Source organism: Oceanisphaera arctica, assembly GCF_002936955.1.
Classification (GTDB): Bacteria; Pseudomonadota; Gammaproteobacteria; order Enterobacterales; family Aeromonadaceae; genus Oceanimonas; species Oceanimonas arctica.
The window spans coordinates 64,632-90,834 of the sequence record NZ_MPZM01000005.1 but is presented as its reverse complement, the minus strand read 5'-3'; the positions used below and the strand labels follow the sequence as shown (position 1 = coordinate 90,834).

Sequence of the window (26,203 nt, the reverse complement as noted above, 5' to 3'; positions counted from 1 at the left end):
CTCCGTTAATCACACTGTTGTTTTGCTTTAATATCCAGGGTCGCCTGCCTGATGTGGACGCTATCTTGTTACACCAGGTGTTGATACCACTGGTATTCCAGTGGGGTCACGTGCTGATCGAATTCGGCCAGCTCGAAGCGCTTGTTGATGAGGTAGGCGCGATGAAACTCCTTGCCCAGATACTGGGACAAACGATGGGACTGGGCGAAACGATCCAGTGCATCCTGCCAGCGATAGGGCAGTAACGGCAAGTCCATCTTGTTGGCGTCGCCCTGAATCGGGGCCGGGGCCTGCAGTTGTTCGCTGATGCCGTGATCCACCGCCGCCAGAATGGCCGCCACCACCAGATAGGGGTTGGCGTCGGCCCCGGCCACACGATGTTCGAGCCGGGTATTGGCCTTGTCGCCGGAAGGAACGCGCAGCGCCACGGTGCGGTTGTCGAAGCCCCAGCTGGCGTGTAGCGGCACAAACATGTGCGGCTGCAGCCGGCGGTAGGAGTTGGCGTTGGGGGCAAACAGCGCCATGCATTCGGGCAGCATGCTGCAGTTGCCGGCGATGGCCTGGCGCAGCAGCTCGTGATCCTCGGCGAACACATTGTTGCCTTCTTCGTCGAGCAGGCTGACGTGAATATGCATGCCGGAGCCGGCCTGGCCGTTATAGGGCTTGGCCATGAAGGTGGCGTACATCCCTTCCTTGTTGGCTACCGCCTTGATGGCGCGCTTGAGCAGCACGGCCTGATCGCAGGCATCCACCGCGTTGTGCTGGTGGGTCAGGTTGATCTCGAACTGGCCCGGCGCATATTCGGCCACGGCGTTGTCGGCGGGAATTTTCTGCAGCTTGCATACATCCGAGACCCGCACCAGAAAGTCTTCCCAGCTGTCGAGATCGTCGAGGGAATAGACCTGGGTGTCGTGCATGCGCTCATCGGTGCCCGGCAGAATCGGCGGCTGGGGCAGGCCATCGGGGCAGACCTGCTGATCCACCAGGTAGAATTCCAGCTCCACCGCCACACAGGGGTGCAGCCCCTTATCGTGCAGCCGCTGTATCACCTTCTGTAACACGTGGCGCGGATCGGCGAAAAAGGGACTGCCATCGGTCTCTTCCATGGACATCAGGATCTGGGCGGACGGGGTCTTGTGCCAAGGCACCGGTACCAGGGTATGGGGCAGCAGGCGGCACAGGCGGTCGCTGTCACCCTGGGCCAGCCCCAGGCCGGTATTTTCCACTGTCTGGCCGGTAATATCGAGGGCGAACACCGAGGCGGGCAGGCAGATGCCGTCGCTCAGGGCCTTTTCCATGGCGCTGCTCTGAATACGCTTGCCTCTGAGTACCCCGTTGATATCGCACAGCATCAGGTCGATGGACTGATAATCGGCCCAGGGGCTGTCGGGTTCGGAATGGTGGTGTTTTCGATGGTCCTTGTTCATGTCGTCATCCTTAACGTGCGTTTGCCATGCTGTCAGCTAATCATGAAAGCAGGTGTTTAATATATGGATATTTTGGTGAACCTTGATTTCGGTCTCGTCCCGGCTCATTGTGATGATGAGCTTGGTAATAATTTCTATGTATAGCATGACCTTAGCCAAAGGTAGTCTATGCTTCCCTTTATTTCCCACACCATGGGTATGAATGATGAGTGTTCAAGATCCTGAAAAGCGAGATATGGAATGGTTAAGGCTGTGGATGCAGAAACACGCCATTACCGAGGTGGAATGTCTGCTGCCGGACTTTACCGGTAATGCTCGGGGCAAGATCCTGCCCGCCAGCAAATTCCTCAAGGAAGGGGGCATGCGACTGCCGGAAAATATCTTTCTGCAGACCGTCAACGGTGACTGGCCGGACGATGAGAATATCGACTGGACCGAGCGCGACATGGAGCTGCACGCCGACATCAATACTCCCCGGCTGGTGCCCTGGGCCAGCGAGCCCACCGCTCAGGTGATCCACGATTGTTTCGACGCCGACGGCAATCCGGTCGACATGGCCCCACGCAGCGTGTTGCGTCGGGTGCTTAATCTCTATGAGGCCCAGGGCTGGCGGCCGGTGGTGGCGCCGGAGCTGGAGTTCTTCCTGGTCAAGAAAAACGAAGACTGGGATTACCCGCTGGAGCCGCCCATCGGCCGCAATGGCCGGCCCGAGACGGCTCGTCAGTCGTTCAGCATCGACGCGGTCAACGAATTCGATCCCATCTTCGAGGACATGTACGACTTCTGCGAGGCCCAGGGTCTGGAGGTAGACACTCTGATCCACGAGTCGGGCGCGGCGCAGATGGAGGTCAACTTTATTCACGGCGACGCCCTGGATCTGGCGGATCAGGTGTTTCTGTTCAAGCGCACCATGCGCGAGGCGGCCATGCGGCACGACGTCTATGCCACCTTCATGGCCAAGCCGATGAAGAACGAGCCGGGTAGCTCCATGCATATTCATCAGAGTCTGGTCGATGCCGATGGCAAGAACCTGTTTGCCAATACCGACGGCAGCCACAGCGAGCGATTTCTGCACTTTATCGGTGGCATGCAGCGCTACATTCCCAGTGCGGTCGCGCTGTTCGCTCCCAACGTCAACTCCTATCGCCGGCTGGCCTTCGGTGACTCGGCGCCGCGCAACATGGCCTGGGGCGAAGACAACCGCACCGTGGGCCTGAGAGTACCGCGCTCGGGGCCGGCGGACCGGCGTCTCGAAAACCGCTTCGCCGGGGCCGATGCCAACCCCTACCTGGCGCTGGCCGCGAGTCTGGCCTGTGGTTATCTGGGCATGATGAACAAGCTTGCACCCACAGAGCAGATACAGGGCAGTGCCTATAACATGCCTTTTGGCGTGGCCCGCAGCCTGGAAGAAGCGCTGCTTGAACTGGAGCAGTGCGATGAATTGTGTCAGTTGCTGGGGCCGCGCTTCGTCAGCGCCTTTATTTCGGTCAAGCGCAAGGAATACGAGGCCTTCTTCACCGTGATCAGCGCCTGGGAACGGGAGTTTTTGCTGCTGAACGTGTGAGGGGTACAAGAATGGAATGGGTGTCACGAACAGGGAGTCGAGAATGCCAAAGCCACAGAAGAGTCCGTTGCAACAGCTGGATGCGGCGCACCACCTGCATCCCTTTACCGACAGTCAGGCGCTGCATCAGAAAGGTGCCCGGGTCATAGAGCGGGGGGAGGGCGTCTATCTGTGGGATGCGGACGGCCGGAGAATTCTCGACGCCATGGCCGGACTCTGGTGTGTCAACCTGGGCTATGGTCGGGAAGAACTGGTGCTGGCCGCCGAGCGACAGCTTCGCCGGCTGCCCTATTACAATCTGTTCTTTCAGACCACCCATCCCAGAGCCACCGAGCTGGCGGCCAGCCTGGCGGCTCTGCTGCCCGGCGACATGGAGCACCTGTTTTTTACCGGCTCCGGCTCCGAATGCAACGACACCGTTATCCGCATGGTTCGTCACTACTGGGCCGAACAGGGGCAGCCCGGGCGCAAAACCATCATCAGTCGCTACAACGCCTATCACGGCTCTACCCTGGCCGGCGCCTCGCTCGGCGGCATGAAGCCCATGCATGCCCAGGGCGGCTTGCCGTTGCCGGACATAGTGCACATCGACCAGCCCTATCATTTCGGCGAAGGCCTGGGTCAGGATCCGTACCAGTTTGGCCTGGAACGGGCCCGCCAGCTTGAGCAGAAAATTCTGGAATTGGGGCCGGACAAGGTAGCGGCCTTTATTGGCGAGCCTATTCAGGGCGCCGGCGGGGTCATTATTCCGCCCGACAGTTACTGGCCGGAAATTCAACGTATCTGCCGGCAGTACGACATTCTGCTGGTGGTGGACGAGGTGATCTGCGGCTTTGGCCGTACCGGCCACTGGTTCGCCAGCGAACACTACGGCCTGGAGCCGGATCTGCTGTGCATGGCCAAGGGCATTACCTCCGGTTATATCCCGCTGGGTGCGGTGGCGGTGGGCGCACGGGTGGCTCATGGGTTGATAAAAGGCGGCGAGTTCTTTCACGGCTTCACCTATTCCGGCCATCCGGTGGCCTGTGCGGTGGCGCTGGCCAATATCGAGGTGATGCAAAAGGAACGGCTGGTGGAGCGGGTGCATGACGTTATTGGCCCCTATCTGCAGCAGGAATGGGCCAGCCTCGGCAGTCACCCCCTGGTGGGGGAAACCCGGGGCCTGGGGCTGCTGGCGGCGCTGGAGCTGGTGGCCGACAAAAGCGATAACCGGCGCTTTGCCGAGGGCGCCGGGGCCGGAATGATTTGTCGCGAACACTGTTTCGACCTCGGCCTGGTGATGCGGGCCGTGGGCGACACCATGATTATTTCGCCGCCGCTGGTGATCAGCCGGGCCGAAGTCGACGAACTGATCCGCAAGGCGCGCCAGGCGCTGGATCTGACGTACCAGACACTGATGAACTGACAAGGATGGAGAAACGCAGATGGTAAAGACAACCGCTTTTCGTGTAAGCATGGTAGCCGTTGGCCTGGGGCTGGCATTGAGTGCCCGGGCCGCAGAGCCACCCCAGGTGAATTTCTATAACTGGTCCGATTATATCGCAGAAGACACTCTGGCCGGTTTTACCAAAGAGACCGGTATCGAGGTCACCTACGATGTGTTCGACTCCAACGAGGTGCTGGAAGCCAAGTTGCTGGCAGGCAACACCGGCTTCGATGTGGTGGTGCCAACCAGCGACTTCATGGCCCGCCAGATCCAGGCCGGCGCCTTCATGCCGCTGGATAAGTCCAAACTCGGCAACTACGGCAATCTGGACCCGAAGATCATGGCCGTGCTGGCGGACAAGGACCCGGACAATACCTATGGCGTCCCTTATATGTGGGGCACCACCGGCATCGGTTATAACGTCGACAAGGTCAGAGAGGCTCTGGGTGAGGATGCGCCGCTGGACTCCTGGGATCTGGTGATGAAGCCGGAGAATCTGGCCAAACTCAGTCAGTGCGGCGTGGCCTTTCTCGATGCGCCAACCGAAGTCTTCGCCGCCGCCCTCAACTATCAGGGGCTGGATCCCAACAGCACCAATTCCGCCGATTACAAGGGGCCGGCCACAGATCTGATGATGAGCCTGCGGCCTCATATCACCTATTTCCATTCTTCCAAGTACATCAACGATCTGGCCAACGGCGACATCTGCGTGGCGGTGGGCTGGTCGGGAGACATACTGCAGGCGCGGGACAGGGCCGACGAAGCCAAGCAGGGGGTCAAGATTGCCTACCGCATCCCGAAAGAAGGCGCCCTGATGTGGATCGACATGCTGACCATCCCGAAGGATGCCAGACATCCGGATAATGCGCACAAGCTGCTCGACTATCTGCTGCAGCCGGAGGTGATTGCCGGCGTATCCAACTACGTTGCTTACGCCAACGCCAATACCCCCGCCAAGGCGCTGGTGGATGAGGACATTCGTAACGATCCCGGCATTTACCCAAGTGAGACGGCGGCAGAAAAACTCTATACCGCCAAGCTGTTGCCGCAAAAGGTCAACCGGGTGATCACCCGCGCCTGGACCCGGGTCAAGACCGGCAAGTGAGGCGAGGGGCATGACGACAACCGGTTGCAGTTATACCAATTTGAATAAACATCTGATCATGTTAACCCCCGGGATCAGAGGCAACACAGTCGCCTCCCACGACACGCCATAAACTCATCCCTGAGGGCTCGGGAAATGCCGTCCATGGCATTTCACGGTCGTGGTAGTCGATCTCTGTTGCCTCTTCTCGAGCATCGAGTTGTCTGTAGACGCGCTAACAGGTAACTCCGGTGCATCAAGGAGGACAAAGGGATCTGCTCAGCCGACCATCCGCGGCACGGATGGCGCGGCTGAGCCTCCAGGGAGGGTTCACGGCGAGTCGGGGGAGCGGGCCCTTTGTTCGACTTTTATACAAAAATGAAATCGATCATTTGTTTAGTGGATTGGTATTACAGGTTCTTTTGATGACAAAGAGTTTGATGAAAATATGGAGGTGAAAATGCCGGAAAACGAAAGCCAGCCCAAAGGCAATATCGCTCCTTTCCTGGAGGTCAGGGGGATCACCAAGCTGTACGACGGCCAGCCGGCGGTGGACGACGTCAGCCTGGGCGTGATGCGGGGGGAAATCTTCGCCCTGCTCGGCGCCTCCGGTTGCGGCAAGTCGACCCTGCTGCGGATGCTGGCCGGATTCGAGCCACCGAGTCGGGGGGAGATCCTGCTCGACGGGGTCGACATCGCCGAGGTGCCGCCCTATGACAGACCCATCAACATGATGTTTCAGTCTTACGCCCTGTTTCCGCACATGACGGTGGAGGCCAATATCGCCTTCGGCCTGAAGCAGGACAGGCTGCCGCGCGGGGAAGTGGCCGAGCGGGTGGAGCAGATGCTGAAACTGGTACACATGGAAGACTTCGCCAAGCGCAAGCCTCATCAGTTGTCGGGTGGTCAGCGGCAACGGGTGGCCCTGGCCCGCAGCCTGGCCAAGCGGCCCAAGCTGCTGTTGCTGGACGAGCCCATGGGCGCGCTGGACAAGAAGCTGCGCGAAGAGATGCAGCTGGAGCTGGTCAACATCATAGAGCAGGTGGGGGTGACCTGCGTCATGGTCACCCACGATCAGGAAGAGGCCATGACCATGGCCGGGCGCATCGCCATCATGAACAAGGGGCGGCTGATCCAGGTAGGCGAGCCGCTGGATGTGTATGAATTTCCCAACTGCCGTTACAGCGCCGAGTTTATCGGCTCGGTCAACGTGTTCGAGGGGCCGCTTGAGGCCAACGAGGCAGACAGCGCCCTGATCCGCTGCCCCGAACTGGAGCGTCCCCTGCGCATCAATCACGGTGTATCCATCGGCGAAGGCTTGCCCATCATGATAGCGGTACGGCCCGAGAAGATGTTTCTCTGCGCCGAGGCCCCTACAGAAGACTGCAACTGGCTCAGCGGCATCGTCGACGAAATCGCCTATCTGGGCAGTTTGTCGATTTATCATGTGCGGCTTGCCTCGGGTAAACGCATTCTGGCGACCCTGCCCAACATGGACCGGCACCGACGAGGCAATCCTACCTGGGGTGATCGGGTGTATTTGCGCTGGGAAGCCGACAGCTGCGCCGTGTTACTGACCTAGGGAGATACTGATGAATACCCGTTCCCGATACCGTCTTGGCCGTAGCCTGGTGATCGCCCTGCCTTACAGCTGGTTACTGCTGTTTTTTCTGATCCCCTTTCTGATCGTGTTCAAGATAAGCCTGTCCGAGGCGGCGCTGGCCATACCGCCCTACAGCGAGATACTGAGCTTCGCCGACGAACAGCTGCAGCTGGTGCTCAACCTCGGCAACTATCTGTTTCTGCTGAGCGACAGCCTCTATGTTCGGTCTTATCTGCAGTCGCTCCAGGTAGCCGGTATCTCGACCCTGCTGTGCCTGCTGATCGGCTACCCCATGGCCTGGGCCATCGTCCATTCCCGGCCCTCGACTCGCAACGTGTTGCTGATGTTGGTGATACTGCCGTCCTGGACCTCTTTTCTGATCCGGGTCTACGCCTGGATGGGCATTCTCGGTAACAACGGTTTTCTCAACAATGTACTGCTGACCATCGGGGTTATCGAGTCCCCGCTGCAGATCCTCAACACCAACACCGCCGTCTACATCGGCATCGTCTATGCGTATCTGCCCTTCATGATACTGCCGCTTTATACCGCCCTGATGCGGCTCGACTACTCGCTGGTGGAGGCGGCCTCAGACCTGGGGGCGCGGCCCTGGAAAAGCCTGTTGACGGTGATAGTGCCTCTGACCAAGGGGGGCATCATCGCCGGCTCTATGCTGGTGTTCATTCCGGCGGTGGGGGAGTTCGTGATCCCCGAGCTGCTGGGCGGTCCCGATACCCTGCTGATTGGGCGGGTACTGTGGCAGGAGTTCTTCAACAATCGTGACTGGCCGATTGCTGCGGCGGTGGCCAGCGTCATGTTGCTGCTGTTGATGGTACCCATCATGTGGTTCCACCGCATTCAACGCAAAGAAATGGAGGGCTGAGCCATGAACCAGATTCCCATCAGCCGCTCCCGGCTGCGACCGGTTATCCTGCTGCTGGGCTTCGGCTTTCTGTACCTGCCCATGCTGTTACTGATTATCTACTCCTTCAACAGCTCGCGGCTGGTCACGGTCTGGGCTGGCTGGTCCACCCGCTGGTACGGCGAGCTGTGGCAGGATCAGATGATGATGCAGGCGGTGGGCCTGAGCCTGACCATCGCCTTCTTCGCCGCCAGCACTGCCGTGGTGCTGGGCACGGTGGCGGGCTTTGTGCTGACCCGCATGGGGCGTTTTAGGGGCGAAAGCGGCTTCGCCTTCCTGATCACGGCGCCCCTGGTCATGCCCGAGGTGATCACCGGCCTGTCCTTGCTGCTGCTGTTCGTGGCCATGGGCGACTGGCTGGGCTGGCCGCAACAGCGGGGCATGGGCACCATCTGGATTGCCCATGTGACCTTCTGCACCGCCTATGTGGCGGTAGTGGTCAGCTCCCGGCTGCGCGAGCTGGACCGTTCGGTGGAAGAGGCGGCGATGGATCTGGGCGCACGCCCACTCAAGGTGTTTTTCATTATCACCCTGCCGATTATTGCGCCCGCCATCGTCGCCGGCTGGTTGCTGGCCTTTACCCTGTCGCTCGACGATCTGGTGATCGCCAGCTTCGTGTCCGGACCCAACGCCACCACACTGCCGATGGTGGTCTTTTCCAGCGTGCGGCTGGGAGTCAGTCCCAAAATCAATGCCCTGGCGACGGTGATTATTCTGATCGTGTCGCTGGTGACCTTTATTGGCTGGTGGCTGATGGCACGCGCCGAGAAACGGCGCGCCCAGGAAGCGGCGGCAGGTCGCAGTTCTGGCACCTGAAGGAGAAGAAATGATGGAGCTTGCCGAACGACTGAAATGGCTGCGGGGCCGACATGGCCTGACTCAGCGTGAGCTGGCCCGCCGGGCCGGGGTGAACAATAGCCTGATTTCGCAAATCGAGCAGGCGGCGGTCAACCCCTCGGTGGCTACACTCAAGCGGATACTGGATGGTTTTCCCATCACCATGGGCGCCTTTTTCAGCCTGGAACAGGAGCCGGCCAGACAGTGTTTTTTTCGCCAGCAAGACCTGCTGCCCATGTCCAGCGGCGAGGTGCAGATGTGGCTGCTGGGCCCGCTGCACCGGGGCCACAAACTTGCGCTGCAACGGGAGCTGTATCCGCCGGGCGCCGACACAGGCCCCGAGATGCTGAGCAACGAGGCGGAGGAAGCCGGTCTTGTTCTGAGTGGAGAAATAGAGGTCACGGTGGGGGAGCAGTGCTGCGTGCTGAGGGCCGGCGATGGCTATTACTTCGATACCCGCCAGCCCCATCGATTTCGCAATATCGGTAGCGAGCAGTGCGAGCTGATCTCGGCGGCGACCCCACCCACCTTCTAGCGGCGTGGAGCGCCGGCGTTTCCTCTCTCCCGTGGAGGATTGAATGTTAAAACGCAAACGCGCAAGATGAAGATAACCGGCTGCTCACCGGAGCCGCCTTGCGGCGTCGCCCCGGCCAGTGTCAATGACAAGTTTGTATAAAGAGGTGGATATGGATATCGGTGTTCCACGGGAAATAAAGAATAATGAATTTCGGGTCGGCATGACGCCCGGCGGCGTCAAGGAGCTGGTGCGCGATGGCCATAGAGTGCTGGTGCAATGCGGTGCCGGCAGCGCCATCGGTCTGCTCGATGAAGATTATGCCGCCGCCGGCGCCGAGCTGGTGAAAGAAGCGAGCGAGGTTTTTGTGCGGGCGGAGATGGTCGTCAAGGTCAAGGAGCCCCAGCCGGAAGAATACCGGCAGCTAAGGCCTGGTCAGCTGCTGTTTACCTACCTGCATCTGGCGCCGGATCTGGCCCAGACCACAGGGCTGCTGAAGTCAGGCTGTACCGCCATCGCCTATGAGACCGTTACCGACGCCCGGGGCGGCCTGCCGTTGCTGGCGCCAATGAGCGAGGTGGCCGGCCGCATGGCGGTACAGGCCGGCGCCCATTGTCTGGAAAAAGCCCAGGGCGGGCGAGGGGTGTTGTTGGGCGGCGTGCCGGGCGTGGCGCCGGGCCGGGTACTGGTGCTGGGCGGTGGCGTGGTGGGCATCAATGCCGCCCGCATGGCGCTCGGGCTGGGTGCCGATGTGACCATACTCGACAAGTCGCTGAACCGCTTGAAAGAGCTGGACAATCTTTACGGTCCGGGGCTGAAGACCCTGTATTCCACCACCGATAACATCGAGTTTGAACTGGCTCGCAGCGATCTGGTCATCGGCGCCGTGCTGATCCCGGGGGCGGCCGCACCCAGGCTGGTGACCCGCGACATGCTCAAGCTGCTGCCCCAGGGCGCAGTGCTGGTGGATGTGGCCATCGATCAGGGCGGTTGTTTCGAAACCAGCCATGCCACCACCCATCAGCAGCCGACCTTCGAGGTAGACGGCATAGTGCACTACTGTGTGGCCAATATGCCGGGGGCGGTGGCCCGCACCTCTACCTTTGCCCTGACCAACGCCACCTTGCCCTTCATTCAGGCGCTGGTCAACCGGGGCTGGCGGCAGGCGTTGCAGCAGGACCAGCACCTGGCTAATGGCCTCAACGTGTACCAAGGAAACATCACCTGTCAGGCAGTGGCCGAGGCTCATGGGCTGGACCATACCCCGCTGGCACAGGTGCTGGCCACGAGCTGAACAGGCCGGTTTTCTCATACAGGGGAGAAACGAGGATGGCATTGAGCAGAGAGCAGGAAGATCGGGCCCGGGCGCGATTTATCAATGGCATGGACGAGGTGGGCGATACCGAGCTGAATGAGGCGGCCCGGCAGGGTGATCACAAGCTGAACACATTCGGCGACAGGCCTCCGGGCTCACTGGCCGACTGGTGGCAAGAGCTGAAGCTGATGGTCAGCCTGCTCAATGATTATCGCAAGGGCGACTACCGGGCCGTGCCCTGGAAGGTGATCGCCGCCATCACCGGGGCCGTCATCTATTTTGTGTCGCCATTGGACGTGGTGCCGGACTTTCTGCCGCTGGCCGGTTACCTGGATGATGCGCTGGTGGTGAAGCTGGCGCTGGATCTGGCCCGCTCGGATCTGGCGCAATACGCACACTGGAAAGCACAGCGGCCGCATGAATGAACCGGATTTCGCTCTGCTGGCCGATCATGGCACCCTGATCCGGCTGGGGCTGGCCTTGCTGCTGGGGGCCCTGATCGGCATACAGCGCGGCTGGCAAAGCCGGGACAGTCAGTCCGGCCAGCGGGTGGCCGGGGTGCGTACTCATGCGTTGGTCGGTCTCTTTGGCGGTCTGGTGGCGTTACTCGGCAGCCATGTGGGCCAGTGGCTGACTGGGGTGGGGCTGCTGGGCATAGTGGCCCTGACCCTTGTGGCCTATCGGGCTCGCAGCCGGGATCAGGCCGACTACAGCATCACCGGCAGCATAGGTCTGGCGCTGACCTTCTGCTTCGGCGCCCTGGCACTGCTCGATGACCCGGCCATCGCTGCCACCGCCGCGGTGATCACCGCCTTTATTCTCGATAACAAGCGCGAAATCCACGGCCTGCTGCAAAAACTGCAGCAACACGAGCTGGATGCGGGGCTCAAGCTGCTGCTGATTTCGGTGGTGATGCTGCCGCTGCTGCCCAACCGGGCCATGGGGCCGGGTGGCGCCATTAACCCCTTTGAAATCTGGTGGATGGTGGTGCTGATCGCCTCCATTTCCTTTCTCGGCTATTTTGCCATCCGTCTGGGGGGGACCGAGAAGGGCATCTTCTTTACCAGTCTGTTTGCCGGCCTGACCTCGTCCACCGCCCTGACCCTGCATTATGCCCGGCTGTCACGCACCTCGCCGGTGCTGGCGCCGATGCTGGCAGCCGGCATCTTGCTGGCCTGTGGCACCATGTTTCCCCGTATTCTGGTGTATTGTGCGCTGATCAACCCGACGTTGCTGGCCGAGCTGTGGTTGCCGGTGCTGGTGATGACCCTGTTGCTGTATGGCCCGGCAGCCGTGATCTGGTATCGGAATCGGGGGGTGGATGCGGTGGATCAGCCCAGTCTTAATATAAACCCTCTCGATTTGAAGACGGCATTTTTCTTCGGTGGTCTGATCCTGGTGATCATGCTACTCGGTGAATGGCTGAAAGCGTTGCTGGGCAACGCCGGTATCCTGCTGCTGGCGTTGGCCTCAGGCGTGACCGATGTGGATGCCATTACCCTGTCTCTGAGCCGGATGTCACTCGCGAGCATCGATCACGGCACCGCCGTGCTTGGCATCGTGCTGGCGGCCTCGGTCAACAATCTGGTGAAAACGGCGATGGCGCTGACGCTGGGTGACAGCGCCCTGGGGCGGCGAGTCGCGCTGGCCATGGCGGCGTCGCTGCTGGGCGGGCTTCTGGTAGCCTGGGGATGAATTGAAAGGCCCGGAAAACCGGGCCTTGGTGCTTGCTGAAGTGAGCGGCGGTTACGCCGGCAGCAGCTCTCTGTGCAGGTCGATAATCACCTGATTGGCGTTGTCTTCCTGTACCAGGAAGCACAGGTTGTGCGGGCTGGCGCCGTAGCAGATCATGCGAATGTTGACGTTTTCCAGCGCCTGAAACACCCGGGTGCCGGTGCCATTGACTTCGCTCATGCGATTGCCGATCAGTGCCACCAGAGCCAGGCCCTGTTCGACCTTGAGGTGACAGTGTTTGCCGAGTTCGGCCTGTACCTCGTCGGTCAGCAGCTCGGCGCCGGCGTCCAGGGTCAGCGACACGCAAATTTCCGAGGTGGTGATCAAGTCCACCGAAATCTTGTGCTTGGCCAGAATGCCGAACACCTCGGCCAGAAAACCGTGTACCTGAAACATGCTCTGGTTGGTCAGGGTCAGCAACACCTGATTACGACGCAAGGCCAGGGCGCGGAACAGCGGCTGGCTGGGGGTGCTGTTGCGGATCCAGGTGCCACCGGCTTCCGGCGCCTTGCTGGAACCCACAAACACCGGTATCTGTTTGCGTACCGCCGGTTGCAGGGTAGCGGGGTGCAGCACCTTGGCACCGAAGGTGGCCATCTCGGAGGCTTCGCTGAAGCTGATTTCGGGAATGGCACGAGCCTCACTCACCAGTCGCGGATCCGTGGTGTAGATGCCGGGTACGTCGGTCCAGATTTGTACGGCGATGGCGTCCAGCGCCTCACCCAGAAGGGCGGCGGAAAAATCGCTGCCGCCCCGACCCAGGGTGGTGGTGCGGCCGTCGTTGGCGGCGCCGATAAAGCCCTGGGTCACCACCAGCTGGTTGTCACACAATGGCTTGAGTTCTCTTTCCACTTCGGCGCTCAGCAAGCCGAGATCGGGGGCGGCACGGCTGAAACGATCGTCGGTACGCATCACCTTGCGCACATCAAACCACACCGCCGGAGTGCCGCGGTGGCGCAACAGCTCCACGAACAGCCGGGTAGACATCAGCTCGCCCTGAGCCACGATTTCATCGTGCAGTGCCTTGGTGGGGCTGATGGCGGCGCTGTCGGCCAGCTCCTTGATATGGACCAGAATATCCTCGATATGCCGGGTCAGCATCTCGGGCTTGTTCAGGCTGTCGAGAATGCCTTGCTGAATATCGGTCAACTGTTGCAGCAGCGTGGCGCGCGCCTCGGGCTGCTGTTCGCCCGAGGCCAGGGCCACCAGCAGGTTGGTGACGCCGGAACTGGCGCTCAGTACTGCCAGGCGGGTATCGGGGTTTTGTTCGAGAATGGCGGCGCAACGGCTCATGGCGTCGGCATCGGCGACGCTGGTTCCACCAAATTTGGCAACGGTTAACTGACTCAAGTGCAGCTCCTTGATGTGTGCATATAGTAAGTAACGGGGAAACGGCTGCAGAGACGGAAAAGGTCACTTAGAAGCACGCCACCCACAGGTGACAACCCGAAGGATTCAGCCCTCGTGGCCGAGGATGATGCACTGCCCCGTATCACCCTCTCGGCGTTATCTCCCCTGACCGGCGATCCTGGGAGTGGGAGCTCCTCCTGCCGGCTGCCTGAATAACGCGCCTCTTCTCGCCCGACATGCGGGCTGCCATATAAGTACTGACTCTGTCTGTCGCTGTCAATAATTAAGTGGCCAAATCCATGTTATATCAGCGTTATACCAGATCTTTCATCATGATCTTGGAACGACGCTGGAAGTTGTAGAGCGCCTGTTTGCCCATCGGCAGGGCACTGACATCCACCGGCTCGAAGCCTCGCTCCCGAAACCAGTGAATGGAACGGGTAGTCAGGATAAACAGCCGGCTCATGCCGCGTTTCTTGGCCTGCTCTTCCACCTTTTGCAACAGCATGTCGCCCCGGCTGCCTCGGCGATAATCCGGATGAATGGCCACACAGGCCATTTCCGCCATCGCCTCTTCCGGGAAGGGATAGAGGGCGGCACAGCCGATGATGGCGCCGTCTTTCTCGATGATGGTGAACTGATCGACTTCCATTTCCAACTGTTCGCGGGAGCGACGCACCAGTACGCCTTCTTCTTCCAGCGGGCGGATGAGATCCAGGATGCCGCCGATGTCGTCGATGCGGGCCTGGCGAGCCTGCTCGGCGCTCAGGCTGACCAGCTGGGTACCCAGACCGTCACGGGTGAACAGTTCCTGAATAAGCGCCCCGTCTTCCTTGTAACTCACCAGATGGCTGCGTGGCACCCCGGCGCGACAGCTGGAGATGGCCGCACGCAGATAACGGGCGGTGCCGGACAGGGTATCGCCATCGGACATCAGGCGCTGCAGATGTTCTTCGGCCTGTTCGGGGAAGAGTTCCGGAATGGCCACACCCTCGTCGTCGAGCACGCCGCGCTGAGAGCAGAAGCCGATCAGCTTGGTAGCCTTGAGTTCGATGGCCAGGCGTCGGGCCAGCTCTTCGGAAGACAGGTTGAAGCTTTCACCGGTCACCGAAAAGCCGATGGGGGAGATCAGGACGGTGGCGCCGTTGGCCAGCTGATGATGAATGGTGTCGGTATGAATGCGGCGTACCCGTCCGGAATGCTGATAATCCACTCCATCGTCCACCCCCAGAGGCTGGGCGGTAACAAAATTGCCGGTGACCACGTTGATGCGGGCATTTTGCATGGGGGTATTGATAAGCCCCATCGACAGCCGGGCCATGATGTCCATCTGCAAGCCGCCACAGACATTTTTGATGATGCGAAAACTGTGCTCGTCGGTCACCCGGGTATGCTTGTGAAAAACATTTTCCAGCCCGGCTTCTTCCAGACCCTGATCGATTTGCGGGCGAGCGCCAAAGACGATGACCAGTCGGATACCGAGGCTGGTCAGCAACGCGATATCACTGATGATATTGGGGAAGTTTTCCTGATCGATGGCTTCGCCACCTAGCATGACCACGAAGGTGGAGCCCCGATGCAGATTGACATAGGGGCTGGATTGACGAAACGCCTTGACCAGGGCGGCATCGGTATCGCGCACGGGCAGTCCTTAAAGCGAAAAAACAAAGACGCATGATCGTGAAAAATAATGCAAAAAACAAGACTAAATATTTACTTTCCTGGCTGAATCCTCGAGGTGGCAGCCCGGTATTTTGATATGAGAAATGAGAGCGAGCGCCAATAAAGCGGCCTGTCTTGAACAGGGCTTTATGTTAGTCTTTTCAACGGGGTTGACCTAAGGATTAAAAGGCTCCCGGTAGCTATAGCCAAAATAACAAAAGCGAGAAAAAACAATGCAAAGGAAACTGTGCTTACTCACTCTGGGAGGGCTGGTAGCACTGTTCAGCTCCTCCGTTTTTGCGGCCGCGGGGCCACTGGACCTGACCTATTCTTCGGTCGGTATCTTTGCCGTCGTCATCTTCGTCATCGCCTATCTGCTGGTGATGGGAGAAGAATACCTCCATCTGCGTAAATCCAAACCGGTGCTGATTGCCGCCGGAATCATCTGGGTCGCCATCGGCTGGACCTATATCAATCATGATATTCCGGGCGTCACCGAAGCGGCCTTCCGCCACAATCTGCTGGAATATTCAGAACTGCTGCTGTTCCTGCTGGTGGCCATGACCTATATCAACGCCATGGAAGAACGTCGTCTGTTCGATGCCCTGCGGGCCTGGATGGTACGCAAGGGCTTCAGCTACAAGTCGCTGTTCTGGATGACCGGCTTGCTGGCCTTTTTTATATCTCCCATCGCCGACAACCTGACCACGGCACTGCTGATGTGCGCCGTGGTGATCAAGGTGGCGGAAGGAGACAAGCGCTTCATCAACCTGTGCTGTATCAATATCGTCATTGCCGCCAACGCCGGCGGCGCCTTCAGCCCCTTCGGCGACATCACCACCCTGATGGTGTGGCAGGCCGGTATCATCAAGTTCAACGAATTCTTCATCCTGTTCATTCCGGCGTTGCTCAACTACCTGGTGCCGGCGCTGGTGATGAATTTCTTTATCGAAAACCGCCACCCCTCCGCCCTCTATGAAGAGGTGGAGGTCAAACGCGGTGCCATTCGTATCGTGCTGCTGTTTCTGCTGACCATCGCCACCGCCGTGGCCTGCCATAGCCTGCTGCACCTGCCGCCGGTGCTGGGCATGATGACCGGCCTTGGCTACCTGCAGTTCTTCGGTTATTACCTGCGCGAAACCCTGCCGGGCTCACTGGCGCGCAAGCGGGTGATGGCCGAAAAGCGGGGCGATGAAGAAGCGCTCAAGCGGCTGGGCAGCGTGGTGCCATTTGACGTTTTCAACCGAATCGCGCGCGCCGAGTGGGATACATTGCTGTTCTTCTACGGAGTGGTGATGTGCGTGGGTGGCCTAGGGTTCATGGGTTATCTGGCGCTGGTGTCCGAGGTACTTTACGGCGGCTGGGATGCAGTCTATGCCAACATTGCACTGGGCGTTGTGTCTGCGGTGGTGGACAACATTCCGGTGATGTTTGCGGTGCTGAGCATGCAGCCGGAAATGTCGCACGGCAACTGGCTGCTGATCACCCTGACCGCAGGTGTGGGCGGCAGCCTCTTGTCTATCGGTTCGGCCGCCGGCGTGGCACTGATGGGCCAGGCCCGGGGCATGTATACCTTTTTCGGCCATCTCAAGTGGGCCCCGGTAATATTCCTCGGTTATGTGGCGAGTATTCTGGCGCACCTGTGGCTGAACGCCGACAGCTTCAAGGTGTTTGGCTGAGAAAAGTCGTCAGCGTTTAGATCGATTGTTTAATACCAAACTGATTAAATAACTGATCTATTTGGTTGCTCTGTAAAGGTCGGACAAAGGGCCCGCTCCGCCGACATGCCGTGAATACCTCCATGTAGGCTCAGCCGCACCATCCTTGGTGCGGCCGGGAAATGCTCCTGCCGTCCAGGCATTCCCGCCATCCATGGCGGTCAGATGGTCGGCTGAGCAGATCCCTTTGTCCTCCCTGATGCCGCAGAGTCATCTGTTGGCACTGTCTACAGGCAACTCGAAGCTCAGGAAGAGGCAACAGAGGCGGCTGTGCTGCCTCTGAGTTCGGACTTGAGAAAGATCAGATCTTTATTCAGATTGGTTTAATACCTGCTCATAAAAAAGCCCCGGCATGACTCAAGCCATTTACCTTTCGTGTGCATGGCTTGATGGGAGCCAAAAGAGCAGCTTAATGCTGCTCTTTTTATTTGTATTTTAAATCAATGTCTTATAAGCATATTTTGCTCTAGCAATGCTTTCTTGCCGCAAATCACCTGAAACCAGCTCTCAATACTGTATTGTCTCATCCTTATGGGTGCAGTATCTTCCTGATCTCTACTGGCCCCCTTGCCAGACCAAGCCGCTCAGCAGGTGTCTTCTTGTCTTTTCCTACCAGACAGAAGTTGTAATAAACCCGTAAGATCTGGAGCATTTTATCAACCATTGCCGGATTGTAAGCACTTTTCCCTGTCCATACTCTGCCATTGTTGGACTCCGAGTGCATGGGGCGCTCCAGTAAGGAGAGCCTTCGCCTGACCATCTGGAAGAAATTATCAATCGGGTGCAAAGAAGCTCGGTAGATGAACTCAACGAGCTTACCTTCAGAGAGCCGTTCAGCATCCGTTAGTACCGCCACATACTTGTCGCACTCGTAAATCCGGTTTATCGGGTTGTTGAACCAGACTTCTCTTGAGCCGTTCATTTCATAGGGAGCTTCAAGGGAATCTCTGATGAGCTGACGACTCTGTGAAGGGGATATGTTGAAATTTTGGCAGGTTGGGTTCACACAGACGTTCAGATCTACATTATCTGAGGTTTTCTCTGGAACCCTTGATTCTGAGGCTTGGCCGGATATTTGTCCCATGGATGCCACCTATAACTGTACATAATCACAGTATGGATGGGCATCCATGGGTTATCAACTACTCACCTATGCACACGAAAGGTAAATGGCTTGGGCATGACTGCCGGGGCTTTTTGGTTTTTATGACGGGTCAGATCAGCCGGCAGAGCCGGGTAACGGCTTTTGGCGGCGGCGTTGCAGCCAGACCACCAGACCGAGCAACAGGAAGCCGGGGATCCACATCAGCTCCTTGATCCAGCGCTCGGTCGGTGCGCGCACCAGCAGGATTTCCTGATCGAAATCCAGACCCGCATCGGCGGCGGGGCTGGCAAAGGCAACACTGTCGATCAGCACCTTGCCGTTATCCTCATAGAGCATCAGGCCGAGCTTCTGCAGTCGTTCCGCACCGCTGTCTCCTGCCGGTACCGGCAGTAACAGGCTGAACTCCTGCGGATCGCCTACCGCATCTACCCCGAGTATGCGCAGACGCAGCTTGCTCTCGGCATCAATCTCGCCGATTACCTGCTCCAGTTGGGCCGGTGGCACCTCGCGATAGGGATCGTGCAGCATGTCCATCCAGAAACCCGGGCGGAACAGGGTGAAGGCCACCAATAGCAGCAAGATCCCTTCGTACCAGCGGCTGCGCACCAGGAAAAATCCCTGGGTGCCGGCGGCGAAGATCAGCATGGCGGCGGTGGAGATCACGAAGATGAGCACACCGTGCCAGAAGCTCACGTCAATCAGCAGCAGATCCGTGTTGAAGATGAACAGGAAGGGCAGGGCGGCGGTACGCAGACTGTAGTAGAAGGCGGTCACGCCGGTCTTGATCGGATCGCCCTTGGACACGGCGGCCGCGGCAAACGAGGCCAGCCCCACCGGTGGGGTCACATCGGCCATGATGCCAAAGTAGAACACGAACAGATGCACCGCAATCAGCGGCACGATCAGGCCGTTTTGCTGGCCCAGGGTTACCACCACCGGCGCCAGCAGGCTGGACACCACTATGTAGTTGGCGGTAGTTGGCAGGCCCATGCCCAGGATCAGGCTGAATACCGCTATGAATATCAGCATCAGCAGCAGGTTGCCCATCGACAGCAGCTCGACCAGATCGGCCAGCACCAGGCCAACACCGGTCTGTGATACCGCGCCCACGATAAGCCCGGCGGCGGCGGTCGCGATACCGATGCCAATCATGTTGCGGGCGCCGGCCAGCAGGCCTTCGCGCAGATCGATGAGGCCGTCCATGAAGTTACCGTGCTCGTGCAGGCCATCGGTGCGCATCCAGCTCAGCAGCGGACGCTGGGTCAGCAATATGACCACCAGCATCATACTGCCCCAGAAGGCGGACAACCCGGGCGACAGACGCTCGATCATCAGACACCAGACCAGTACCACCACGGGCAACAGAAAGTGCAGGCCAGACAGCAATACGGCCCGGGTTTGCGGCAGGGCGTCGAGTGGCGCGCTGGGGTCTTCCGGCTCAAGCGGCGCAACGCTGGCGGCAATTTTTAGCAGGCCGAGATAGGCCAGCGCCAGCAGCACGCCGACACCTTCCAGCACATAGTCGCCCAGCACGGGTTTGAGCCAGCCGAGGCCGTAGTAGACGGCCAGCGACAGGCCGCTGATCAGCGCAGCGCCAAAGGCAAAGCCGGTCAGGCGGCGCAGCCAGGGTTTGGGCTGGTGGCCGCCGATCGGCTGCAGGCCGAGTTTGAGCGACTCCAGATGCACTATGTACAGCAGGGCGATATAGGATATGGCCGCCGGCAGAAAAGCGTGTTTGATGATCTCGACATAGGGCATGCCGATGTACTCGACCATCAGAAAGGCGGCCGCGCCCATGACGGGAGGCATGATCTGGCCGTTCACCGAAGAGGCGACTTCAACCGCGCCGGCTTTCTCGGCGGAGAAACCGGTGCGCTTCATCATGGGGATGGTGAAGGTGCCGGTGGTGACCACGTTGGCGATGGAGGAACCGGAGATCATCCCGGTCAGCCCCGAGGCGACCACCGCCGCCTTGGCCGGGCCGCCACGTAGATGGCCGAGCAGGCTGAACGCCAGCTGAATGAAGTAATGGCCGGCACCGGCCCGCTCGAGCAGGGCGCCGAACAGCACGAACAGAAACACGAAGCTGGTGGACACGCCAAGGGCGATGCCGAACACGCCTTCGGTGGTGATCCACTGATGGTTGGCCAGGGCAAAGAAGCTGACCCCGCGGTGGGCCAGCAGGTCCGGCATATAAGGGCCGGCCAGGCTGTAGATGAGAAAGACCAGAGCGATGATCGCCAGCGGCGGGCCCAGTGCCCGACGGGTTGCCTCGAGCAGCAGCGTAATACCGACACAGGCGGTGGCCAGATCGGCCGTAGTCAGGTTACCGGGGCGCTGAGACAGCTCCTGATAGAAGATGAACAGATAGGCGGCAGAAGCGGCGGCAACCAGACCCAGGACGATATCGAGCAGTGGCACCCGGTGACGCGGCGATTTACTGAATGCAGGAAAAACCAAAAAAGCCAGCAGCAAGGCAAAGGCGAGGTGAATAGAGCGTGTTTCTGTATTGTTGAGTACGCCGACACCAAAGATGAAGGGTAACGGCGAGGCGATCCAGAGCTGGAACAGTGACCAGCACAGGGCCAGTCCGGCGATCACCTTAGCCATGATGCCGCCCGGTGAGCGCGCGCCGACATCCTGGGCGATCAACTCCTCTGCGGACAATTGTTTATCTGACATAGGGGGATACCTATCTTGGTGGTGCAACAGAAAGGAGAAAACCTCTCCCGCTGTGGCAGGAGAGGTTGGTGGCTAGAAGATACCTGTGTCAGGCGGCACGCCCGTTGGCGGGTACCTCATGGCCTGCAGAGTCGCTGGCTGGCGGTTACAGCCAGCCTTTTTCCTTGTAGAAACGCTCGGCTCCTTCATGCAGCGGCGCCGTAATGCCGGCACTGATCATGTCTTCTGCCTTGAGCTCGGCAAAGGCGGGGTGCAGACGCTTGAAGCGCTCCAGGTTGTCGAAGACAGACTTGACCAGTTGATAGACCACGTCCGGATCGGCTTGCTCTGTGGTGGCCAGCACTGCCTTGCCACCGATGGAGGGAATAGGCTGGTCAACGCCCGGATAGAGGCCGGCGGGAATGTTGGCGCGGGTGAAGTAGCTGGCTTTTTCCAGCAGCTTGTCGACTCCGGCGCCTTCAACCGGGATCAGTTTGGCGTCGGCCGTGGTCAGCGCTTCCTGAATGGCGCCGCTGGGGTGGCCCACCATATAGGTGATGGCATCCAGGTTGTTGTCGCCGAGGGCGGCGGCCATTTCTGCCGGTTTCAGCTCGGCGGCAAGTGAGAAGCTGTCTTTGTTCCAGCCGCTGGTCTGCATTAACTCATCGAAGGTATCGCGGCTACCGGAGCCGGGTACGCCGATATTGACCCGCTTGCCCTTGAGATCTTCGAAGCCATTGATGTTGCTATCGTTACGCACCACTACGGTGAGTATCTCGCTTTGCAGAGAGAAGACGGCGCGCAGATTTTCTACCGGCTTCTTGTCAAAGGGAGCCTGACCTTCCAGCGCCTTGTACTGGTGATCGGACTGGATAAAGGCAAAGTCGTAGTCGCCGTTTTGCAGTGAGACGATATTGCCGACGCTACCTGCCGATGAGGGAGCATTACATTTTATGTCATGCTCGTCGGCGCCGCGGTTGAGAAAACGGCACACCGATTGGCCGGCGGTGTAATAAACACCGGTCTGGCCGCCGGTACCAATGGTTACGTAGCGCGCTTCGGCACTGACCTGGGTGCTGAACAGGAGGGCGGTCATGGCGCCGGTAAAAAGCTTGGTGACATTACGATTATGCATAACCATATTCATATCCTCGGGTTATTTTCCAATCATATGACTAACATATTTACTCATATGAAACCATATGAAGCAGTTACGTTAATGTAATACTTTCCTTTTGGCGAACCAAACAGGGCTGATAACAATAGTAGTGCCAATAAAAGCGTGAGAATAAATATAGCGTGAATAATACAGGCCAGTATAAAACTCAGGAGGCCAGTTGCAGGCCTTCCAGAGAAATAGCCGGGGGCTCACGATTAATCAGACTGGCCAGGGTATCGGCACTGCCACAGGCCAGGGTAAAGCCCAGACTGCCATGACCCAGATTCAACCACAGGTTCTTGATGCCGCTGGGTCCCAGTAATGGTGTGCCCTCGGGGGTGGCGGGGCGCAGGCCGGCCCAGACTGTGGCCGTTTGGTAATCCCCCGCATGCGGAAAGCAGGCCTGAGCCTGTTGGCGCAGTGAGGCAATTCGGCTGGCGTCGAGATCGGTATTCCAGTCGCCGATATCCACCATGGCGGCAACGCGCAATTGATTATCCAGGCGGGCGTAGACGATTTTACGGTCGTAGTCGGTGACATTGGTCTGCGGCACAAAAGCGTGATCGGTCACGGGCAGGGTCAGACTGTAGCCCTTCAAGGGATACAGCGGCAGTTTCAGTCCCAGTGGTCGCAGCAGGGCGGCGCTGCCAATGCCGGCGGCAACCACCAGATGATCGACAGCAACATCGCCGTCCGGCAGAGACAGGGCGCGGATCTGCCCGCGTTCGAGGTGCAGTTTGTTGACGGCTTTCCCGGTATGCAGCCTGAAGTTGGCATGTCCGTGCAGGCGCTGCAGCAGCTGCCGGCAGAACTTGTAGCAATCTCCTACTTCGTCGCCGGGAGAAAAAATACCGCCTTGCAGTTGCGACGCCAGACTGGCCAGAGCAGGCTCGGCCTCTATGCATTGCCGGCTATCCAGCAGCTGTTGTGGTGAGTCGGGGGCTATGCCAGCGGCGGCCTTTTGCAGGCTGGCGCCGTCACGATAAATGACCAGCTTACCGTTGGCCCGCCAGGCGAAGTCATCCAGGCCATCGCCTTCTCGCCAGCCACGCAATACCGACTGGCTGTGCAGTGCCAGTCGCAGCAGGTGCGCCCCATTGGACCGATTGACACTGCGGCGGCAGGCCAGCAAGAAGCGCAGGCACCAGCGCCATTGATCCAGATTCATGCGAGGTTGAAAACGCAGCGGCGCATCCTTTTTCAGCATCCAGCGCAGCGCCTGCAGCGGCACCCCCGCATCTGCCAGTGGTGACACGTAGCGATAGCTCAGCTGGCCGCCATTGGCGAAGCTGGTTTCCATGGCGACCGCGTTCCGTTGCTCGAAAAGCTCGACCTGGTGCCCTTTTTTTACCAATGCATAGGCGGTGGTCAAGCCGATGACCCCACTACCAATAATCGCGACTCGCATGCCTGACTCCCTTGATACTCAATCGCCTCAGCATAGGCATTTCCGGTAACTGTTCACCGAGACTAACTTGACGGGGACAATGCTGCCAGAATGGGGGATCCCTCTTCTCGATACAGGTCTGCACTATGGTTCGCAGCCACTGCTGAGGACAGCAGCTTAGCCGCTTAGCTGTTTCTACCAACGACAGAATACGCTGTCGAAACAGCTCCCCACGCTGGGACCATACACCATAACGGGCATCCGCATTGTTACCCCATGACAAACCCACCATCAACATGAAGGGTCTGCCCCGTTACAAAATTTGCCAAGTCTGACGCCAAAAATAACACCGGGCCTACTACATCGGCGGGTTGTGCCAACCTGCCTAAAGGGGTTTGCGCAATAATTAACTCTTTCACATCTTCCTTGGTGTACTTGCTGGCATCTGTGGGGAAAACCAAGCCTGGAGCAACACAATTCACCCTAATGCCCAGAGGTCCTAGCTCGGCTGCCAGATTCCTACTGTAACTGAGCACGGCTCCTTTTGCTGTTGTGTAGTCGAGATAGGGAACGACAGGGCGCGCGATTAAATTGGTGACGATATTGACGATGCTACCTCCACACTGTTGCTTCATCACCGGCATAACAGCCTGACTAACATAGTAAACCGAACGCAAGGAGCCATCTAATTGTGCTTGGTAATCTTCCCATGTCAGCTCCCAAGCCAGCTTGCGCTGTTCAGGGTTGAATTGATAAGGCTTAAAAGCATTATTAACGACGATATCGATCTTCCCTAAATCTAAAGTAATCTCTTTGATCATGCGATTTACTTCATCTTCAACCGTGACATCGGCTTTAATCGCCCAGGCATTCCCACCCAGTGACTGACAAGTGGCGACGACTTGTGCTGCCGCCTGATCATCTTGTAAATAATTGACAATGACAAAGGCGCCTTGCTTGGCCAAGCCTTTTGCTATTTCAGCACCAATGCCACGGCTTGAACCGGTGACCAATGCGACTTTTCCTGCTAAGTTCAATGGTGTATCTCCGCTCATTTGGTCAGCATATATTTCTTATTTACAACAGGAGTCAAGTTCAGTTTTTGACTAATTATTCCAAGCTCGTAATACATATCAGCGGCATTTTGTAAATTGCTCAGGCTCATCAGTCCAAGCTCTGCGACATCATTTGAAAGCGGTAAGCTAGACGCATTTCGTAACTCAATAATTTTTACGTTGTGCGCTTCATTTTTCCCGTCAATGGCATATTTAACTGCAAGTTTAGCGGCTTCTTCAGTATTTTCCATCATCCACTTCACACTTGCTTTATATCCTTCTAAAAATGCATATAGCTCATCTTTTTTCTGCTCATATGTTTTTTCTGTTACTACAAATAAATCGCTTGAATAGTTAAAGTAGTCCTTTACTTCCATCACTTCCACATCGCCAAGTCCCTTCGCCTTTCCCGTCGCCAGGCCGGTATCTGTCGCAGCCGTAGCATCAACCTGCCCCTGCATTAGAGGGGCGAAGTTAAGCACGCCTGTCTCAATGATTTCGACATCATCTTCGGTTAATCCTGCTTTGTTTAATAACACCAATAGATTCTGTCGAGTGCCGCTTGATAAACTGTAAACGCCAATTTTCTTTCCTTTTAAATCCTCGGGTTTGGTAATATTACTTTCTTTTAAAGAGACCACATTAAACACGTTGCGTGGATAAATGTCATATAAAGCAATTAGCTTTTCACCTTTGTCTAATGCTGAAAAAAGTGAACCTGGATCTGTAAATGCAATGTCTGCTTTTCCTGACGCAATGTTTTTTATTGCATCTCCGCCACCAGCACCAGGGATGAATTTAATTTCCATGTTTTGCTTGGAGAAGAAATCTTTATTTTCGGCAAGTATGTTGGTTTGCTCGGTAATTGGTTGGCTCCAGCTGGCAACTCGTAACTTTTCTGCGCCTTCCTTCTTGGCTGAATTTATATCATCACCGCAAGCGACTAAGGCTAAGCTTAAAAGCGCGAGTGTAGATAGTTTGCTTATTGTCTTGATCATTTTCCTTCACCTCGATAAAAGTATTTTTTTAATAAAAGATTTTCAACTAAGTTTACTAAACCATACAACACCATACCAAACAACGTGAGTAAAATTAAAACAGCAAACATTAACGGCGTATCCATCATACCTTGTGAAGCAATGATGAGTGCACCTAATCCCTTGTTTGCACCAATAAACTCACCCACTACGGCGCCTACCAGGGCTAAAATCACCGCGACACGAAGCCCACTCATCATGCTAGGCAGGCCTTCTGGTATTTTTAAGTGAATAAGCGTTTCCCATCTTGATGCTTGTAATACTCTAAATAAATTCTGCTTTTCTTTATTTGTTTGTTTAATTGCAGTCATGGTGCTTTCAAGCAGTGGGAAAAAGCAAATTAATGCGGTAATGATAATTTTAGAGGTCATGCCAAAGCCGAACCATAATACGAATAATGGTGCAAGAGCGAGCTTTGGCACAGCCTGACTGGCAATGATATAAGGGGATAACAAGCTTGGCAGCCACTTGAACTCTGCCATTAATATACCCATTACCACACCAAATATACTACCAATGAGCAAGCCTGCTACTACTTCCAGGGAGGTTTGTATTATATGAGGTGTAAAATATCCCGAGATTAATCCAGACCACAAAAGAGGGAAAACAACAGAAGGTGTCGGTAATACAAGCTCAGACATTG

21 protein-coding genes, 1 pseudogene and 1 riboswitch are annotated in these 26,203 nt (G+C 57.7%); of the genes and pseudogenes, 11 read left to right on the top strand and 11 right to left on the bottom strand.

The features are described 5' to 3' along the window. Positions 1-68: 68 nt before the first annotated feature. Complete coding sequence (locus UN63_RS03995) at positions 69-1,427, bottom strand: glutamine synthetase family protein (protein WP_104485486.1); 1,359 nt, start codon at positions 1,425-1,427, stop codon at positions 69-71. A gap of 235 nt (positions 1,428-1,662) precedes the next feature. Here UN63_RS03995 and UN63_RS03990 point away from each other — a divergent pair, with 235 nt between their 5' ends. The 10 genes from UN63_RS03990 (at position 1,663) to UN63_RS03945 (ending at position 12,387) form a co-directional block, all read left to right on the top strand. Further along, on the top strand, positions 1,663-2,991 hold the full coding sequence (locus UN63_RS03990; protein ID WP_104485485.1) for a glutamine synthetase family protein: 1,329 nt from the start codon (positions 1,663-1,665) through the stop codon (positions 2,989-2,991). 43 nt (positions 2,992-3,034) lie between these two features. Further along, on the top strand, positions 3,035-4,396 hold the full coding sequence (locus tag UN63_RS03985) for an aspartate aminotransferase family protein (protein WP_104485484.1): 1,362 nt from the start codon (positions 3,035-3,037) through the stop codon (positions 4,394-4,396). A 19-nt stretch (positions 4,397-4,415) separates the two neighbouring features. Beyond that, positions 4,416-5,522 carry an extracellular solute-binding protein gene (locus tag UN63_RS03980; protein ID WP_104485483.1) on the top strand — a complete coding sequence of 369 codons (1,107 nt, stop codon included), beginning with the start codon at positions 4,416-4,418 and terminating at the stop codon, positions 5,520-5,522. A gap of 427 nt (positions 5,523-5,949) precedes the next feature. After that, positions 5,950-7,083, top strand: a complete 1,134-nt coding sequence (gene potG, locus UN63_RS03975; protein WP_181068168.1) for a putrescine ABC transporter ATP-binding subunit PotG — start codon at positions 5,950-5,952, stop codon at positions 7,081-7,083. Positions 7,084-7,093: 10 nt separating this feature from the next. Next, complete coding sequence (gene potH, locus UN63_RS03970; protein ID WP_104485481.1) at positions 7,094-7,987, top strand: putrescine ABC transporter permease PotH; 894 nt, start codon at positions 7,094-7,096, stop codon at positions 7,985-7,987. Between the two features lie 3 nt (positions 7,988-7,990). Next, the gene (potI, locus tag UN63_RS03965) at positions 7,991-8,842 is read left to right on the top strand and encodes a putrescine ABC transporter permease PotI (protein WP_104485480.1); all 852 of its coding nucleotides are present in this window, start codon (positions 7,991-7,993) and stop codon (positions 8,840-8,842) included. Positions 8,843-8,852: 10 nt separating this feature from the next. Next, positions 8,853-9,398 carry a cupin domain-containing protein gene (locus UN63_RS03960; protein ID WP_229793506.1) on the top strand — a complete coding sequence of 182 codons (546 nt, stop codon included), beginning with the start codon at positions 8,853-8,855 and terminating at the stop codon, positions 9,396-9,398. 151 nt (positions 9,399-9,549) lie between these two features. Next, positions 9,550-10,671, top strand: a complete 1,122-nt coding sequence (gene ald / locus UN63_RS03955; protein WP_104485479.1) for an alanine dehydrogenase — start codon at positions 9,550-9,552, stop codon at positions 10,669-10,671. Between the two features lie 35 nt (positions 10,672-10,706). Then, positions 10,707-11,117, top strand: coding sequence for a YkvA family protein (locus UN63_RS03950; protein WP_104485478.1), 411 nt, complete (start codon positions 10,707-10,709; stop codon positions 11,115-11,117). Next, the gene (locus UN63_RS03945) at positions 11,110-12,387 is read left to right on the top strand and encodes an MgtC/SapB family protein (protein ID WP_104485477.1); all 1,278 of its coding nucleotides are present in this window, start codon (positions 11,110-11,112) and stop codon (positions 12,385-12,387) included. The genes UN63_RS03950 and UN63_RS03945 overlap by 8 nt, the downstream gene beginning before the upstream one ends. A 51-nt stretch (positions 12,388-12,438) precedes the next feature. Here UN63_RS03945 and lysC read toward each other — a convergent pair whose 3' ends face one another. Together lysC and argA are read right to left on the bottom strand one after the other, a co-directional pair. Next, on the bottom strand, positions 12,439-13,776 hold the full coding sequence (gene lysC / locus UN63_RS03940) for a lysine-sensitive aspartokinase 3 (RefSeq protein WP_104485476.1): 1,338 nt from the start codon (positions 13,774-13,776) through the stop codon (positions 12,439-12,441). Between the two features lie 63 nt (positions 13,777-13,839). Beyond that, a riboswitch (Lysine riboswitch) is annotated at positions 13,840-14,010 on the bottom strand. Positions 14,011-14,089: 79 nt separating this feature from the next. Then, on the bottom strand, positions 14,090-15,418 hold the full coding sequence (gene argA, locus UN63_RS03935; RefSeq protein ID WP_104485475.1) for an amino-acid N-acetyltransferase: 1,329 nt from the start codon (positions 15,416-15,418) through the stop codon (positions 14,090-14,092). 253 nt (positions 15,419-15,671) lie between these two features. On the opposite strand from argA, the gene nhaD reads away from it, so the two are divergent. Then, complete coding sequence (gene nhaD / locus UN63_RS03930; RefSeq protein WP_104485474.1) at positions 15,672-17,117, top strand: sodium:proton antiporter NhaD; 1,446 nt, start codon at positions 15,672-15,674, stop codon at positions 17,115-17,117. A 568-nt stretch (positions 17,118-17,685) separates the two neighbouring features. Here nhaD and UN63_RS03925 read toward each other — a convergent pair. From UN63_RS03925 to UN63_RS03890, 8 genes and pseudogenes are all read right to left on the bottom strand, one after another. After that, on the bottom strand, positions 17,686-18,240 hold the full coding sequence (locus UN63_RS03925; protein ID WP_146084712.1) for a hypothetical protein: 555 nt from the start codon (positions 18,238-18,240) through the stop codon (positions 17,686-17,688). 135 nt (positions 18,241-18,375) lie between these two features. After that, positions 18,376-20,943, bottom strand: coding sequence for a TRAP transporter permease (locus UN63_RS03920; RefSeq protein WP_104485472.1), 2,568 nt, complete (start codon positions 20,941-20,943; stop codon positions 18,376-18,378). A 145-nt stretch (positions 20,944-21,088) separates the two neighbouring features. After that, on the bottom strand, positions 21,089-22,057 hold the full coding sequence (locus tag UN63_RS03915; protein WP_104485533.1) for a TAXI family TRAP transporter solute-binding subunit: 969 nt from the start codon (positions 22,055-22,057) through the stop codon (positions 21,089-21,091). 190 nt (positions 22,058-22,247) lie between these two features. After that, positions 22,248-23,489, bottom strand: a complete 1,242-nt coding sequence (locus tag UN63_RS03910) for a D-amino acid dehydrogenase (RefSeq protein ID WP_104485471.1) — start codon at positions 23,487-23,489, stop codon at positions 22,248-22,250. Between the two features lie 91 nt (positions 23,490-23,580). Then, positions 23,581-23,721: pseudogene (locus UN63_RS03905) on the bottom strand (IS66 family transposase); the annotation flags it as partial. Between the two features lie 16 nt (positions 23,722-23,737). Further along, a complete protein-coding gene (locus UN63_RS03900; RefSeq protein ID WP_104485470.1) occupies positions 23,738-24,523 on the bottom strand; it encodes an SDR family oxidoreductase in 786 nt (261 codons plus the stop codon). Beyond that, the gene (locus tag UN63_RS03895; RefSeq protein WP_104485469.1) at positions 24,520-25,521 is read right to left on the bottom strand and encodes an ABC transporter substrate-binding protein; all 1,002 of its coding nucleotides are present in this window, start codon (positions 25,519-25,521) and stop codon (positions 24,520-24,522) included. Before UN63_RS03895 ends, UN63_RS03900 begins: the two co-directional genes overlap by 4 nt. Continuing rightward, positions 25,518-26,201, bottom strand: coding sequence for an ABC transporter permease (locus UN63_RS03890; protein WP_219821066.1), 684 nt, complete (start codon positions 26,199-26,201; stop codon positions 25,518-25,520). The genes UN63_RS03895 and UN63_RS03890 overlap by 4 nt, the downstream gene beginning before the upstream one ends. Positions 26,202-26,203: the final 2 nt, after the last annotated feature.